Origin of the sequence: Paractinoplanes ferrugineus (genome assembly GCF_016862195.1) — a bacterium.
In the GTDB taxonomy this organism is placed as follows: domain Bacteria; phylum Actinomycetota; class Actinomycetes; order Mycobacteriales; family Micromonosporaceae; genus Actinoplanes; species Actinoplanes ferrugineus.
In genome coordinates, this window is the sequence record NZ_BOMM01000016.1 from 276,934 (window position 1) to 291,597 (window position 14,664).

Sequence of the window (14,664 nt, forward strand, 5' to 3'; positions counted from 1 at the left end):
CCGGTGAAGATCAACGCGGTCTTCGGCGGGGCCCCGGGCGGCGCCGCGCATCCGCGTCGCGGCAGCGGACAGGGCTTCGGGTACGGGCCGGTAGGGCACCCTCCGTAGCAGTGTCGTTACACGGCGAACCGCACCCATAAGTGCGAATGGTGGAGTTGTTTGTCGCCCCGCCTGCGGGGCAAGGGGTGCTTGCACGAGACTTCAGGTGAAGGCTCGGGACAAAGGGGCACGGCTATGACAGGCACCAGGGGAATCGAGCCGCTCGAAGATCTGGACCGCGTCGCGGGCGACTACGCGCGCGCCTGCACGGACGCCGACGATCCGACCCGCGAGCGGCTGCGCTCCGAGTTCGTCGGGGCGGCGCTGCCGTTCGCCCGGCGCCTGTCCCGCCGCTACCGGGGCCGCGGCGAATCGCCCGAGGACCTCGAGCAGGTGGCGCGGCTGGGCCTGGTCAAGTCGGTGAATCGCTTCGACCCGGAGCGGGGCTCGTTCACGGCGTACGCGATCGTGACCATCACCGGCGAGATCAAGAGGCACTTCCGCAACCACGGCTGGGGTGTGCACGTCCCCCGCCGGATGCAGAACCTGAGCCTCGAGGTGGGCCAGACGCGAGCCGTGCTCACCAACGAGCTGTCCCGCCGCCCGACCGACGAGGAGATCGCCGAGCGGCTCGGCATCGAGGTGGCCGAGGTGGCCGAGGCCCACCTGTCCGGCGCCGCCTACGCTCCCGGCTCGCTGAACGCCGAGGCCGACGGGTACGACGGCGTCGAGGTGGGTGACCTGCTCGGTGCCCCCGACCCCGACCTCGACCTGGTCGACGACCGGACGAGCGTGGAACGGCTGATCTGCCGCCTGCCCGAGCGCGAGCGCCGCATCCTGGGCCTGCGCTTCTACGGCAACCTCAGCCAGGTCGAGATCGCCCGGGAACTGGGCGTCTCGCAGATGCACGTGTCCCGGCTGATGGCGCGGGCGCTGAGCTGGCTGCGCCAGGCGATGCTCACCGACACGCCGCCGGCCTGGGCCGGGATCGACGAGACCGACCACCGGCTGACCCTGGCCACCACCTACCGGGGCGACCTGATCGGCTGCCGGGTGACCGGTGAGATCGACCGGGACAACGCCGGTCATCTCCGCGACGAGCTGATGGGCGCGCTGCGCGACGGCGGCCGGATGAGCCGGATGGTGCTGGACCTGGCGGCGGTGCCGCTGCTGGACGCGGCGGGCATCGGCGTGCTGGTCGCGCTGCGCGAGGCGGCCCGGGTCCGTGACATCGAGGTGCGGGTGGCCGGCCTGCAGCCGTACGCCGCGCAGATCGCCGTCGCGTCGGGCCTCAAGGACCTGATCGAGCAGTAGCCGGATCGGGCAGCAGCCGGTCAGGCCGCAAGCGTCGCCCAGACCACCTTGCCGTCCCGCGACGGCAGCCATCCCCAGTGCTGGGCGACGGTGTCGACCAGCACCAGCCCTCGGCCCCGCAGGTCCAGGCCGGGCGAGTCGCTCTTGACCGGCGGCCGGTCGGAGCCGTCCCGGACGGCGATGTGCAGGTGGCGCGCGCGCCGGGCGAAACTGACGGTGATCATGGTGCCGGCGTGCTCGGCCGCGTTGGACACCAGCTCGCTCACGACGAGGCTGGCCGGCCCGATCAGATGTGTCAGATCCCACGAGGCGCAGGCCTCGGTGGCCAGATCACGGGCGTGCCGTACCGCTCCGGAGATCGGCAGCAGCTCATCGCCCAGCGTGGCGACGACGACCCGGCCGTCGGCCACCGCCCGCCGGGCCTGGTCGACGCTCGCGTGCACCGGGATACGGCCGTAACGGCCGCGCTCCACCAGGGCGTTCACCTCCGGGGTGGGGCCACACAGCAGCAGCGGGGTGCCCGGCCACCGGGCCGCCTGCCGGGCCACCGCGGTGACCACCGAGAGGGCCATCGGGTCGACCAGCTCAAGCTCGGACAGGTCGATCAGCAGCGCGTCCGGCTGTTCGGCCAGGCACTTGAGCAGCACCGCGTGCATCAACGGCGTGCCCGCCACGTCGAGGCGGCCGTGCACCGCGACCAGGGCAGTCCCGGCAACAAGTTCCGTCGTCCAGCCCAGCGGTCTCGAACCCACGTCACACCTCCGTCGAGCCGGTCGGATTCCCCTTCCGGCCGGAGGCAAACTCACCCGCCTCCATCACGATGATGGCACCCGTCGGCTCGGGACTGCCGGCCAGCAGGCTGCCCGCGACCCGCCCGGCGATCTGCCGGCCCCGCCGGTCGACCGGCAGCCCGACGTCGAGGTCGAGCAGGTGCCGACCGACCGCCTCGGCCGACCGCGGGCCCCACAGGTTCTCCGCCTCGCGGTTCCAGACCCGCACCCCGCGATCAGCGGGGTCAGCACCTCGGGGCGCGGGTATTGCCACCCGGATGCCCCGGGCACCGGACTACACCCGTCGCCGGGTGATCAGGCCGGCCGCGACCGCCGCGGCCAGCCCGCCCGCCGCCGCCAGCACACCGTGGTGCTGCGACGCCCAGACCTGCAGGCTGCGGGACTTGGCCTGGTCGTCGAACTCGCCGTGGGCGCCGAAGTCGTGGCCCTGCTCGCCGTCGGCCGGCTTCCACAGGTTGCCCGGATCGGACGGATCGTGCGGCTGGGCCGTCTGCTGACCGTCCACACCGGTCCGGGCCAGGTAACGGTCGAGCAGGCCGGGGGCGATCGCGTTGGCCGCCAGGGTGCCGGCGGTCGAGCCGCCCACCCAGTACTCCCGGCGGCGCGGGTGGTCGGCGGCGTACACGATGGCCCGGGCGGCCACCTCGGGCTGGTAGATCGGGGCGACCGGCTGCGCGTGCCGGTTCAGCCGGGACCGCAGCCAGGAGAACTGCGGGGTGTTGACCGCGGGCAGCTGCACCATGGTGGTGCGTACCCCGCTCTTGTCGTGCAACAGCTCGCAGCGCAGGGCCTCGTTGAAGCCCTGGATGGCGTGCTTGGCCCCGCAGTAAGCGGTCTGCAGCGGGATGCCGCGGTAGGCCAGGGCGCTGCCGACCTGCACAATGGTGCCGCGGTCCCGGGACTTCATCCGGGTCAGGGCGGCCCTCGTGCCGTACACGTAACCGAGATAGCTCACCTCGGTGACCCGGCGGAACTCGTCCGGCGTGATCTCGCCGAACGGGGCGAACACCGAGGAGAACGCCGTGTTGACCCAGATGTCGATCGGGCCGAGCGCACCCTCCACCTTGGCCGCCGCGGCCTCCACCTCGTCGAAGTGGGCCACGTCGGTGGGGATCGGCAACGACCCCTCGATCTCCCCGGCCGCCGCGTCCAGGCCTTTCTCGCCGCGCGCCAGCAGCGCGACCCGGTCGCCGCGCGCACCGAAGCGGCGGGCGACCGCCCGGCCCACTCCACCGCTGGCTCCGGTGACCACCACGACTGCCATGTTTCCTCCCTCGACGGACATCTGAGGGCCGGAGTACCCGCCGGGTGTCAGACCGAACCCGCATGCGACAACGGCTGTTCCTTGTCGTCCTCCTGCCAGGTGAAGGAGGTGCCGGCCACGGTGACCAGGCGGCTGCGCCGGCGCTTGTCCGGCGGGTGGCGCCACCACCAGACGACCAGCTCGATCAGGACGGCGAGCAGCACGATCGCCGACAGCCACCACCAGTAGCTGCCCCGCTGGGCCGACAGGTCACGGTCGATCGGCTGGTAGGGCATGCTCGTCTGGAGGGTCACGCCGAGCTCCTCGTCGAGCACCCGCTCCCACGGCGAGCTGACCTTGGCGAACAGCTCGAGCGTGGTCAGGCCGTCGACGGTGTAGAACGGCCAGGCGCGCAGCGGCCCGGCGTTCCAGCGGGCGGTGACCGGCAGGTAGAGCTTCTCGCCCGGGGGCACCAGGTAGGGACCGGGCGGGACGCTCACCGTCACCGCCGGGTTGTCCGAGTCGATGACCACATCGTGGACGGTCAGCGGCACGAACTTCGACGTGGACCGGACCTCGACCTCGGTGACCGAGGTGCCGTTCGGGATGCCGCCGTAGAGCGGCCAGGTGACGACGAGCGGCTTCGCCACGTCACCGGCCAGCAGGTTGCGGGCCTTGATCTGGCGGGCCGCGGTGCGGGCCTGCTCCAGGGCGGCCGGCAGTTCGGCGGCCGAGGTGGCGGGCAGCACGGTGGCGCGCGGCCAGACCTTGCTCAGCTGCGGCGCCGCGATCGCTCCGTCGAGCATGACCTCGTACGCCGAGATGCCCTGCCGCAGGGTGCGGGCCCGACTGCGCAGCGCGCGCCAGTCGGCCGTGCCCGGCCCGGCGGTCAGCAGCAGCACGGTGGCCAGCCCGGGAGCGTTCGGCCGGCCCAGGGTCGTGAGGGCGCGGTCGAGGGCCACGCCGACGTCGGCCTTGCCCGGGCCGGGGGCCGCGGGCAACAGGTTCACGAACTGATCCGGCGTATTGCCGACACGCTGCGTGACCGCGGGGGCCGCGGTCGCGGCGAACGGGATGAGTGTGACCTGATCGACCGGGGCGAGTCCGGCGAAATAGCCGGTGAGGCTCCGCCGCACCTGGTCGTATTCGGCCCGGCCCATGTCCGCGGACGTGTCGACGAGCACCACCACGTCGGCGGTGGCCCGGTCGACCTCCGCGCCGACCTGGGCATACACCTCATCGATCGAGGGCGTGCCGGAACCGGCCGCGGCAGCGCCGCCGCCGGACAGGACTCCCGCGATGACCACCGCGACGGTGACCAACCGTCCGATGCGACGCACCAGTTGTCTCCCTCGCCGACGTCCGTCCCCCGACGGAACAGCGCCCTGAGCATAGCGACGTTCTGTTAACAGCGGGTTCCCCGTTTCCGCCCCGGAAGGGCCGGGTAGCCATTCAAGATTACGGAGGTACGAAAGGAGAAACTCGATGGCACAGGTCAAGCTCGCCGTCATCTATTACTCGTCCACCGGCACCCTGCACGCGATGGCCAACCGGGCCGCGGAGGCCGGCGAGAAGGCCGGAGCCGAGGTGCGGCTGCGCCAGGTGGCCGAACTGGCGCCGGCCGAGGCCATCGCGTCCAACGCGGCGTGGAGTCAGCACTTCGACGCCACCAAGAACGAGCCCAAGGCCGCCGCCGACGACGTGGTGTGGGCCGACGCGGTGCTGTTCGGCTCGCCCACCCGCTACGGCAACGTGGCCAGTCAGCTCAAGCAGTTCCTCGACACCCTCGGGCCGCAGTGGGCGCAGGGCCAACTCGCCGACAAGGTCTACGCCGGGTTCACCGCGTCGCAGACCGCGCACGGCGGCCAGGAGTCGACGCTGCTGGCGCTCTACAACACGATCCACCACTTCGGCGGCATCGTGGCGGCGCCGGGCTACACCGACCCGCTGAAGTTCGTCGACGGCAACCCCTACGGTGTCTCGCACGTCACCGGCGGGAGCAACGACGCGCCGCTCGGCGACGCCGAGTACGCGGCCCTGGACCATCTGACCCAGCGGGTGGTCAAGATCGCCGGGAAGCTGACCGCTTAGCGATCAGCCGGGCGACCCGGTGTACGGCGGGGGAAGTCTCGCCGGCCCGGGTCGCCAGCGTCAGCTCGACGGTGGCGCCGCCGGTCAGCGCCACGTAGGCCACGCCCGCCAGGGCCAGGCTGCGCACCGGCTCGGGCACCAGGGCGACGCCCAGACCGGCCGCCACGAACACCACGAGGGTGGCGGTCTCGCCGACCTCGACGATCTCCCGGGGCCGGAACCCGGCTTGCGCGCAGGCCGTCAGGACGTGCTCGTGCATCGACGAGCGGTGGCCGGAGAAATGCGTGACGAACGGTTCGGCGGCCAGCTCGGCCAGGTCGATCTCGGGCCGGGCGGCGAGCGGATGCCGGTCCGGCAGCACCGCGACCAGCCGCTCGTCGCGCAGGTGCTCCTGGCGCAGCCCGGGGTCGCTCAGGCCGTCCGGGCGCAGCACCACCAGGTCGTACGTGCCGTCGAGCAGGCCCCCGCGCAGGGCCGGGCTGAGCAGCTCACCGTGCAACTCCAGCCGGATGCCCGGGAACTCCTCGCGGATCTCCCGCGCGGCCAGCGGGAGCAGGTCGTACGTCGCGGTGCCGAGGAAACCCACCGACACCCGGCCCGCCTCGCCCGCGGCCACCTGGGCCATGTCGGCCACCGCCCGGTCGGCCGCACCGAGGACCGAGCACGCGTGCTCGGCGAAGCGCCGGCCCGCCTCGGTCAGGTCCACCCGCCGGGTCGTCCGGGTCACCAGGCCGACTCCGAGCTCCCGCTCCAACTGCTTGATCTGCTGCGACAGGGCCGGCTGGGCGATGTGCAGGCGGGCCGCCGCCCGGCCGAAGTGCTGCTCGGCGGCGAGGGTCGCGAAGGCGCGCAGGTGGCGCAGTTCCATAGGCGTACGTTATCAATCGCTTCGGATTTGCTATTGGTGGTAATGAGTGAGACGGGCCTAGGTTGGTGACATGAACTCCGCCTACCTGTACGCCGCGGTCCGCACCCCGTTCGGCCGTTTCGGCGGCGCCCTGGCGGCGGAGCGCCCGGACGACCTGGCCGCCACGGCCCTGACCGGCGTGCTGGCGAAGACACCCGCGCTCGACCCGGCCGCCATCGGCGACCTCGTGTGGGGATGCGCCAACCAGGCCGGCGAGGACAACCGCAACGTCGGCCGGATGGCCGTGCTGCTCGCCGGGCTGCCCGTCACGGTGCCGGCCACCACGGTCAACCGGCTGTGCGGCTCGTCGCTGGACGCCGCGATGATCGCCTCCCGCACCATCGAGTCCGGCGACGCCGACGTGGTGGTGGCGGGCGGAGTCGAGTCGATGACGCGGGCCCCCTGGGTGCTGCCCAAACCCTCGCGCGCCTACCCCGCCGGCGACATGACGGCGGTCTCCACCACCCTCGGCTGGCGCCTCGTCAACGACCACATGCCGGCCGAGTGGACGGTCTCGCTGGGCGAGGCCAACGAGATGCTCGGCGACAAATTCGGCATCTCCCGGGTACGGCAGGACGAGTTCGCCGCCCGCTCCCACAACCTGGCCGCCGCCGCCTGGGACGCCGGCTTCTACGACGACCTCGTCGTCCCGGCCGGCGACCTGACCCGCGACGAAGGCATCCGCCCCGGCTCGACGGCGGACCACCTGGCCGCCCTCAAACCCTCGTTCCGCCCCACCGGCACCATCACCGCCGGCAACGCCTCCCCCCTCAACGACGGCGCCTCGGCCCTCGTGCTGGCCTCCGCCGCCGCGGCCACCAGGATCGGCCGCGACCCCCTGGCCCGCATCGCCGGCCGCGGCGTCGCCGCCGTCGAACCCCCGATGTTCGGCTACGCCCCCGTCGAAGCCGCCGACCGCGCCCTCGTCCGAGCCGGCATCACCTGGGCCGACGTCGCCGCCGTCGAACTCAACGAGGCGTTCGCCGTGCAGTCCCTGGCCTGCGTGGACGCCTGGCACATCGACCCCGGCATCGTCAACGCCCGCGGCGGCGCCATCGCCATCGGCCACCCGCTGGGCGCCTCCGGCGGCCGGATCCTCGGCACCCTCGCCGCCCGCCTGATCGAGTCCCGCGCCCGCTGGGGCGTCGCCGCCATCTGCATCGGAGTGGGCCAGGCCCTGGCCGTAGTCCTGGAGAACGTGTCGTGAAACCGCCCCCTGTCCGGATGAGCCGCCTTGACCCCTTTTCCGTACGTGGGGGCGGACGTGCCGAGCATTGTTCAAGTTGGGGTGAGGAGGGGATAAGTGACGGCGCGGTTCTTTGAGACGGCCGGCGAAGCGGTGGCCGACATCCGGGACGGGTCCACGGTTCTGGTGGGTGGCTTCGGGATGGCGGGTATGCCGGTTCAGCTGATCGACGCGCTCATCGCGCAGGGCGCCGGCGACCTCACCATCGTTTCCAACAATGCGGGGAACGGGGACACCGGGCTTGCCGCATTGTTGGCGCAGGGACGCGTACGTAAAGTGGTCTGCTCTTTTCCGCGGCAGACCGACTCGTGGGTGTTCGACGGCCTCTACCGGGCCGGGAAGATCGAGTTGGAGGTTGTCCCGCAGGGCAATCTCGCCGAGCGGATGCGGGCCGCCGGGGCCGGGATCGGGGCTTTCTACTCGCCTACCGCGGTCGGCACGCCGCTGGCCGAGGGCAAGGAGACGCGGGAGATCGACGGGCGCACCTACCTGCTCGAATACCCTGTCCGCGGAGATGTGGCGCTGATCGGGGCGCACCGTTGCGACGGGCTGGGCAATCTGGTCTATCGCAAGACGGCGCGCAATTTCGGGCCGGTCATGGCGACGGCCGCCGCGCTCGTGGTCGTCCAGGTGGACGAGATCGTGGATACCGGTTCGCTGGATCCGGAAGCGGTCGTGACCCCGAGCATCTACGTCGACCGGGTGGTGCGGATATGAGCCTCGACAAGAATGCCATCGCCGAGCAGATCGCGGCGGACATCCCGCCCGGCTCGTACGTGAATCTGGGAATCGGTCAGCCGACCCTGGTCGCCGATCATCTGGCCGCCGGTTCCGGGGTGGTGCTGCACACCGAGAACGGCATGCTCAACATGGGGCCGGCGGCGGCCGGGGACGAGGTGGACCCGGATCTGATAAACGCCGGCAAGATACCGGTGACCGAGCTGCCGGGTTCGGCGTATTTCCACCACGCCGATTCGTTCGCCATGATGCGCGGCGGCCACCTCGACGTCTGCGTGCTGGGCGCCTTTCAGGTGTCGGCGGGTGGCGATCTGGCGAACTGGCACACCGGTGAACCGGATGCGATTCCGGCCGTCGGCGGGGCGATGGATCTGGCGATCGGGGCCCGCAGCGTCTACGTGATGATGACGCTGTTCACCAAGGACGGCTCGGCCAAGCTGGTGCCGTCGTGCACTTATCCGCTGACCGGTGTCGGCTGCGTCGACCGCGTCTACACCGACCTTGCCACGTTCCTGATCACCGGGGACGGCGTGGTCGTGCGGGACACGTTCGGCATCTCGTTCGACGAGTTGGCGTCCCGGTTGGACGTGCCGTTGCTGCGGCCGTGAGAACGCTTGACCGGAGCCGGAAGGGGGAAGAAGGTCAGTACCACCCGGCAATGGAGGAGCGTGACGTGGAAGTCACCGGAATCATCACCGCCGTCATCATCGGCCTCATCGTCGGCGCGCTCGGCCGCCTGGTCGTCCCCGGCAAGCAGAACATCCCCATCTGGCTGACCATTCTGATCGGCATCGTCGCCGCCATCATCGGCACGTTCATCGCCGCGGCGATCGGTGTCGACGACACCCGGGGCATCGACTGGATCGAGCTGATCCTTCAGGTGGCGCTGGCCGCCGGCGGTGTCGCCCTGGTCGCCGGCATGCGCGGCCGCCGGCCCTGACCGATCCGCCGGCGAATCCAGGATTCGCCGGCGCAACGCCTCGCCCGGAATTCACCGGGCGAGGCGGTTCACCCAGAGGCGGTTCGCCCAGAGGCGGTTCACCCAGAGGCGGTTCACCCAGAGGCGGTTCACCCAGAGGCGGTTCGGCTAGAAGTCGTCGTCGAAGCGGACGGTTCCGGTGACGCCCACCTGATAGGCGGAGACGCGGCGTTCGAAGAAGTTCGACAGTTCCTGGACGTCCTGCAACTCCATGAACGCGAACGGGTTCTTGCTGTCGTACATCGGCTCGAGGCCCAGCACCGCCAGGCGGCGGTCGGCCACGTGCTGCAGATATTCCCGCATGTCCGCCGGGGACATTCCGGAGACGCCCTGTTCCAGCAGGTCCTCGGCGAACTGGACCTCGCATTCGACCGCCTCGGCGAGCATGTCCCGCACCTGCTCGCGCATCTGCTCGTCGAACAGGTCCGGTTCCTCCCGGCGGACCGTGTCGACCACGTCGAACGCGAACGCCATGTGCATGCTCTCGTCGCGGAACACCCAGTTGGTGCCGCTCGCCAGGCCGTGCAGAAGACCTCGGGAACGAAGGAAATAGACGTACGCGAAAGCCCCGTAGAAGAACAGTCCCTCGATGCACGCCGCGAAACAGATCAGATTGAGCAGGAATTTCTTCCGGTCGGCGCGGGACTCCAGGGTCCGCATCTCGAAGATCGAGTCGATCCACTTGAAACAGAACTCGGCCTTGCGGGCGATCGACGGGATGTTGTCGACCGCCGCGAAGGCCGCCGCCCGCTGGTCGGCGTCCGGCACGTAGGTGTCCAGCAGGTTCAGGTAGAACTGGACGTGCACGGCCTCCTCGAACAACTGCCGGGAGAGGTAGAGGCGGCCCTCCGGCGAGTTGACGTGCTGATAGAGGTTGAGCACCAGGTTGTTGGCGACGATGGTGTCACCGGTGGCGAAGAACGCGACCAGCCGCGACACCAGGTGCTGTTCGGCGGCCGACAATTTGCCGAGGTCGGCCAGGTCGGTGTGCAGGTCCACCTCCTCGACGGTCCAGGTGTTCTTGATGGCGTCCTTGAACCGGTCGAAGAACTGCGGATATTTCATCGGCCGCAGGGTGAGGTCCATTCCGGGGTCGAGCAGGCTCATTGGCAGGCCTCACAGGATTCGGGGTTCTCCAGGGAACAGGCGACCGCCTCGACCGGCGCGATCGACACAGTCGCCTGCTGAATGCGCGTGGCGGGACGCGAACGCAGGTAATAGGTGGTTTTCAGGCCGGCTTTCCAGGCGTACAGGTACATCGAGGAGAGCTTGCCGATGGTCGGGGCGCTCAGGAACAGGTTCAGCGACTGGGACTGGTCGATGTAGGGCGCGCGGGCGGCGGCCAGGTCGACGAGTGCCTTCTGCGGCAGTTCCCAGGCGGTGCGGAACAGTTCGCGTACGTCATCGGGCAGTTCGGTGAGGTCCCGGACCGACCCCTCGGCCCGTTTGATCCGCTCGCGGATCGACGACGTCCACAACCCTCGCGCTTTCAGTTCCCGCACCAGATAGGTGTTTACCTGAAGGAACTCACCGGACATCGTCTCGCGCTTGAACAGGTTCGACACCTGCGGCTCGATGCACTCGTAGCAGCCGGCTATCGACGCGATGGTGGCGGTCGGCGCGATCGCGACGAGCAGCGAGTTGCGCAGACCGTGCTTTCCGATGTCCTTACGAAGCGCGGCCCAGCGATCCGGCTGAGCCGGTTCGGCACCCCACAGATCCGGGTGCAGGTCGCCCTCGGCGGCCCGCGTCCGGGCGAATGCCGGATGCGACCCGGATTCCGCCGCCAGCCCGGCCGACGTCTCCAGAGCGGTCAGGAAGATCTCTTCCTGTACGCGGGTGGAGAACTCCTTCGCCGCCGCGGAATCGAACGGCAGCCGGAGGGTGAAGAACGCGTCCTGCAGCCCCATCAGGCCCAGGCCGATCGGTCGCCAGCGCGGGTTGGACCTCGCGGCCTGCGGCGACGGATAGTAATTGATGTCGATGACCCGGTCGAGGAAGACGACAGCGGTGCGGACCGTTTCCCGCAGCTTCGCCCAGTCCACCCCGTCCGCCGTGACATGGGCGGCCAGGTTGATCGAGCCGAGATTGCAGACCGCGGTCTCGTCGTCGCTGTTCACCTCGAGGATCTCGGTGCACAGATTCGACAGGTGAATGGTGTTGCCGGGCGCGCCGGTCTGATTGGACAACCGGTTCGACGCGTCCTTGAACGTCATCCAGCCGTTGCCGGTCTGCGCCAGCGTGCGCATCATCCGCCCGTACAGGTCGCGGGCCTTGACGGTTTTGACGGCCTTCTTCTCCGCCTTGCGATAGGCGTCGTCGAACGCCTCGCCGAACAGGTCGGGCAGTTCCGGGGCGTCCGACGGATCGACGAGCGACCAGTCCTCGTCGGCTTCGACCCGGCGCATGAACTCGTCCGGGATCCAGTTCGCCAGGTTCAGGTTGTGGGTACGCCGGGACTCCTCGCCGGTGTTGTCGCGCAGTTCCAGGAATTCCTCGACGTCGGGGTGCCACGGCTCCAGATAGACGCACGCCGCGCCCTTTCGCCGGCCGCCCTGATTGACCGCCGCGACCCCCGCGTCGAGGGTCTTCAGGAACGGGACGATGCCGTTGGACCTGCCGTTGGTGCCGCGGATGAGCGCGCCCCGGCCCCGGACGCGGGACCACGAGATGCCGATGCCGCCGGAGAACTTCGACAGTTTCGCGACCTGGTGGTAACGCTCGTAGATGGAGTCGAGTTCGTCGCGCGGCGAGTCGACCAGGAAACACGACGACATCTGGGTGTGCCGGGTGCCGGAATTGAACAGGGTCGGCGAGCTCGGCAGGTAGGCCAGGGACGACATCAGCCGGTAGAAACCGATCGCCTCGGCCGGCTCGTGCGACAGTCCACAGGCGACACGCAACAGCCAGTACTGCGGGGTCTCCACCACCAGGCGGCTTTCCGGGTGCCGCAGCAGATAACGGTCGGCCACGGTGCGCAGGCCGAAGTATTCGAAACGCAGGTCGCCGGCCGGGTCCACCGCGTCGTCGAGTTCGCGCGCGTTACGCCGTACGAAAGCCGCTGTGGAATCGGCGATCAAGCCGTTCTCCTGGGCATGCCGAATGGACTGGCTGAAGGACGCGACCCCCTGAAGGCGAACCTCCTTGTCGACGTACGCGATGAGCAGCCGCGCCGCCAGGCGGGAGTACTGCGGCTCCTCGCCGATCAGCTCCGCCGCTGTCTGAATGGACAGTTTGTCCAGCTCGGCGGTGGTGGCGCCGGCGTAGAGCCCACTGATCGTCCGGGTCGCGACCCGCAGCGGATCGACCTCGTCGAGGTCGCCGACCCACCGCTCGACCGCCTTGACGATCTTGTTGACGTCGACGGTGTCGAGATCCCCGTTACGTTTGCGCACTCGCATGACGTGCCGTCGCTGCTCCGGCACGGTCGTGTCCCGCGTAACCGTCATGCCCGTCCCCCTCTTTCGAGCGCGCGGGGGAACGCCACCGGACGGCCCTCGGTCCGGTTGATGGCGTCAGCCGTCCCACGCGGCCTCGGACCGCCGCACACCGGTCGGCGTGCGGCGCGCTGGCAGGTCTTCGGACTCGTGGGCGTCGTGCCTCGTCCTACCGGCCGTCGCTTCCCAGGTCAGCCGACCCAGTGCTCGAATGACGGCTTTCGTTCCCACTCACCGCTGCGGGGCAGTCCCGGACTCGCACCGGGTTCCCTGTTGCCTCGACGATCTGGAGAAGACCGCCGAACCAGCTGCGAGAGCCACCATATATGGGTACGGGGGTGTCAGCGCAACACCACATGATGTGTCGGCGTGTCACCTGCAGTCACGCTCGGTGCCGGCCTTGGCCCCTACTCTCGCCGCTCGTCGAGCAATGCCCTCAGCGCGTGAGCGAACTGCGTCGGCCGCTCGACGGGACCGAGGTGGCCGCCCGGAAGCTCGGTCAGGGGCAGGCCGAGCCGGCCGGCGAGCGCCGCGGCGGCCCGGTACGGCAGTTGCCCGCGGGAGTCGATGCCCGCGGCGGGGACGAGGCGTGCCGAGGCTGCTTCGAGTGCGGTCAGATCGAGTTCGCCGGTGGTGAAGGGGATCAGGACGTGCTCGAGGAACACCGGCTGGAGGTCGGCGAGCCGGGTGAACAGCTCCAGCAGTTCCGGGTCCGGAGGTTCGGGGTGGGTGCCGGCGTAGCCGTCGAGCCAGTCGCCGGGGTGGTGCAGCTCGGCCGGGGTGGCGTCGGTGCCGGGGAGCGTCATGGCGGCGGTCATGAGCTTCGCCGCCGCGGCCGGGCCATCGGTGCGCGCGGCCGTCCGGACCGCTTCGAGAGCGCTGCGATGGCGTGCGCTGTCCGGCAGGAGGGCGGTCACCGGTGGTTCGTGGACGATCGCGAGCTTGACGTGCTCGGGGTGCCGCGCCAGCAGTTCGAGCGTGGTGATGGCCCCGGCGCTGAAGCCGAACACGGTCGGCGGCTCGTCGAAGAGCGTTGCGATCAGCGCGCCGGTGTCCTCGGCGTGGACCCTCGGGTGCTGGTCCTCGTCGACGGTGCCGGCTCGGGCGGCCGAGGCGACGCGGCTGGACATCGCGACGACGCGGTAGTGGCCGGCCAGGTGTGCGATGAGGCGGTCGAGGACGCCGGCGTGGCCGGAGCCGCCGGGCAGGAGCAGCAGTGGTGTGCCGTCGCTGCCGCGCCGGTCGTAGTCGATGGCGGTGCCGTTGAGGGTGAGCGTCGCGGTGGGGATGGGATTTCTCCTGTCTAGATCTTGGACCAGTCGGTCAGGATGTGGTGCAGGGTCTCGACCACTCGCCGCCACGAGGTGTCGAGGCTGCGGTCGGCGGTGAAGCCGCCGGTGGCTTCCAGATCGCTGAAGCCGTGCAGGGTGCTGCGCAGCAACCGGACGGCGTCGGTGGCGTCCGGTTCGGACAGGTCGTAGCCGCGCAGGAGTGCGTAGCAGACCTCGACGACGCGTGCGGCCTCGCCCGAGGCGGCCAGTCGCTCGGGCGGGACCGGGTGCCGGGTGGCGGCGTAGCGGCCGGGCCGGCCGGTGGCCAAGCTCCGGTAGGTGTCGGCGAAGGCGCTGAGGGCGGCGTGGCCGGATCGTCCCGCGATGGCCGCGCCGAGCGCGTCGGCCCACTCGCCGAGTGCGCGCAGCGCCACGCGTTCCTGCAGGTCGGCGAGGCCCCGGAGGTGGGTGTACAGGCTGGCGTCGCGCACGCCGAAGCGCTTGGCGAGCGCCGACAGCGTCAGGTGATCGAAACCGATCTCGTCGGCGAGGTCGGCGGCGGCGGACACCAAGGCGTCCGGGGTGAGCCTTGTACGCGGCACAGTTCT

The 14,664-nt window shown here is 70.3% G+C and carries 15 protein-coding genes and 1 riboswitch; of the genes, 6 read left to right on the forward strand and 9 right to left on the reverse strand.

Going from position 1 to position 14,664, the window contains the following annotated elements; genetic code table 11:
- Nucleotides 1–234: 234 nt before the first annotated feature.
- A complete protein-coding gene (locus Afe05nite_RS12085) occupies nucleotides 235–1,353 on the forward strand; it encodes a SigB/SigF/SigG family RNA polymerase sigma factor (protein WP_239117751.1) in 1,119 nt (372 codons plus the stop codon).
- A gap of 20 nt (nucleotides 1,354–1,373) precedes the next feature.
- Here the strand turns inward: Afe05nite_RS12085 and Afe05nite_RS12090 are convergent, their stop codons facing one another.
- The 4 genes from Afe05nite_RS12090 to Afe05nite_RS12105 form a co-directional block, all read right to left on the reverse strand.
- Nucleotides 1,374–2,105, reverse strand: coding sequence for an STAS domain-containing protein (locus Afe05nite_RS12090; RefSeq protein ID WP_203817107.1), 732 nt, complete (start codon nucleotides 2,103–2,105; stop codon nucleotides 1,374–1,376).
- A 1-nt stretch (nucleotide 2,106) separates the two neighbouring features.
- Nucleotides 2,107–2,352, reverse strand: coding sequence for a hypothetical protein (locus tag Afe05nite_RS12095; RefSeq protein ID WP_203817108.1), 246 nt, complete (start codon nucleotides 2,350–2,352; stop codon nucleotides 2,107–2,109).
- A 66-nt stretch (nucleotides 2,353–2,418) separates the two neighbouring features.
- Nucleotides 2,419–3,408 (reverse strand): SDR family oxidoreductase, encoded by a 990-nt coding sequence (locus Afe05nite_RS12100; RefSeq protein WP_239117752.1) that lies wholly within the window; start codon nucleotides 3,406–3,408, stop codon nucleotides 2,419–2,421.
- 47 nt (nucleotides 3,409–3,455) lie between these two features.
- Nucleotides 3,456–4,727, reverse strand: coding sequence for a vWA domain-containing protein (locus tag Afe05nite_RS12105; protein ID WP_203817110.1), 1,272 nt, complete (start codon nucleotides 4,725–4,727; stop codon nucleotides 3,456–3,458).
- 145 nt (nucleotides 4,728–4,872) lie between these two features.
- On the opposite strand from Afe05nite_RS12105, the gene wrbA reads away from it, so the two are divergent.
- A complete protein-coding gene (wrbA, locus tag Afe05nite_RS12110; protein ID WP_203817111.1) occupies nucleotides 4,873–5,478 on the forward strand; it encodes an NAD(P)H:quinone oxidoreductase in 606 nt (201 codons plus the stop codon).
- Here wrbA and Afe05nite_RS12115 read toward each other — a convergent pair.
- Complete coding sequence (locus Afe05nite_RS12115) at nucleotides 5,450–6,346, reverse strand: LysR substrate-binding domain-containing protein (protein ID WP_203817112.1); 897 nt, start codon at nucleotides 6,344–6,346, stop codon at nucleotides 5,450–5,452. The genes wrbA and Afe05nite_RS12115 overlap by 29 nt on opposite strands.
- A 70-nt stretch (nucleotides 6,347–6,416) precedes the next feature.
- On the opposite strand from Afe05nite_RS12115, the gene Afe05nite_RS12120 reads away from it, so the two are divergent.
- From Afe05nite_RS12120 to Afe05nite_RS12135, 4 genes are all read left to right on the forward strand, one after another.
- Nucleotides 6,417–7,592: a thiolase family protein gene (locus Afe05nite_RS12120; RefSeq protein ID WP_203817113.1), complete on the forward strand. Its 1,176-nt coding sequence runs from the start codon at nucleotides 6,417–6,419 to the stop codon at nucleotides 7,590–7,592.
- Between the two features lie 96 nt (nucleotides 7,593–7,688).
- Complete coding sequence (locus Afe05nite_RS12125) at nucleotides 7,689–8,348, forward strand: 3-oxoacid CoA-transferase subunit A (protein ID WP_203817114.1); 660 nt, start codon at nucleotides 7,689–7,691, stop codon at nucleotides 8,346–8,348.
- Complete coding sequence (locus tag Afe05nite_RS12130; protein ID WP_203817115.1) at nucleotides 8,345–8,977, forward strand: 3-oxoacid CoA-transferase subunit B; 633 nt, start codon at nucleotides 8,345–8,347, stop codon at nucleotides 8,975–8,977. The genes Afe05nite_RS12125 and Afe05nite_RS12130 overlap by 4 nt, the downstream gene beginning before the upstream one ends.
- A 65-nt stretch (nucleotides 8,978–9,042) precedes the next feature.
- The gene (locus Afe05nite_RS12135) at nucleotides 9,043–9,309 is read left to right on the forward strand and encodes a GlsB/YeaQ/YmgE family stress response membrane protein (protein WP_203817116.1); all 267 of its coding nucleotides are present in this window, start codon (nucleotides 9,043–9,045) and stop codon (nucleotides 9,307–9,309) included.
- Nucleotides 9,310–9,456: 147 nt separating this feature from the next.
- Here Afe05nite_RS12135 and Afe05nite_RS12140 read toward each other — a convergent pair whose 3' ends face one another.
- From Afe05nite_RS12140 to Afe05nite_RS12155, 4 genes are all read right to left on the reverse strand, one after another.
- Nucleotides 9,457–10,455, reverse strand: coding sequence for a ribonucleotide-diphosphate reductase subunit beta (locus tag Afe05nite_RS12140; protein ID WP_203817117.1), 999 nt, complete (start codon nucleotides 10,453–10,455; stop codon nucleotides 9,457–9,459).
- Nucleotides 10,452–12,797: a ribonucleoside-diphosphate reductase subunit alpha gene (locus Afe05nite_RS12145; protein WP_203817118.1), complete on the reverse strand. Its 2,346-nt coding sequence runs from the start codon at nucleotides 12,795–12,797 to the stop codon at nucleotides 10,452–10,454. Before Afe05nite_RS12145 ends, Afe05nite_RS12140 begins: the two co-directional genes overlap by 4 nt.
- Nucleotides 12,798–12,901: 104 nt before the next feature.
- A riboswitch (cobalamin riboswitch) is annotated at nucleotides 12,902–13,101 on the reverse strand.
- A gap of 91 nt (nucleotides 13,102–13,192) precedes the next feature.
- Nucleotides 13,193–14,146 carry an alpha/beta fold hydrolase gene (locus Afe05nite_RS12150; protein WP_203817119.1) on the reverse strand — a complete coding sequence of 318 codons (954 nt, stop codon included), beginning with the start codon at nucleotides 14,144–14,146 and terminating at the stop codon, nucleotides 13,193–13,195.
- Nucleotides 14,089–14,658, reverse strand: a complete 570-nt coding sequence (locus Afe05nite_RS12155) for a TetR/AcrR family transcriptional regulator (RefSeq protein WP_203817120.1) — start codon at nucleotides 14,656–14,658, stop codon at nucleotides 14,089–14,091. The genes Afe05nite_RS12150 and Afe05nite_RS12155 overlap by 58 nt, the downstream gene beginning before the upstream one ends.
- Nucleotides 14,659–14,664 lie beyond the last annotated feature (6 nt).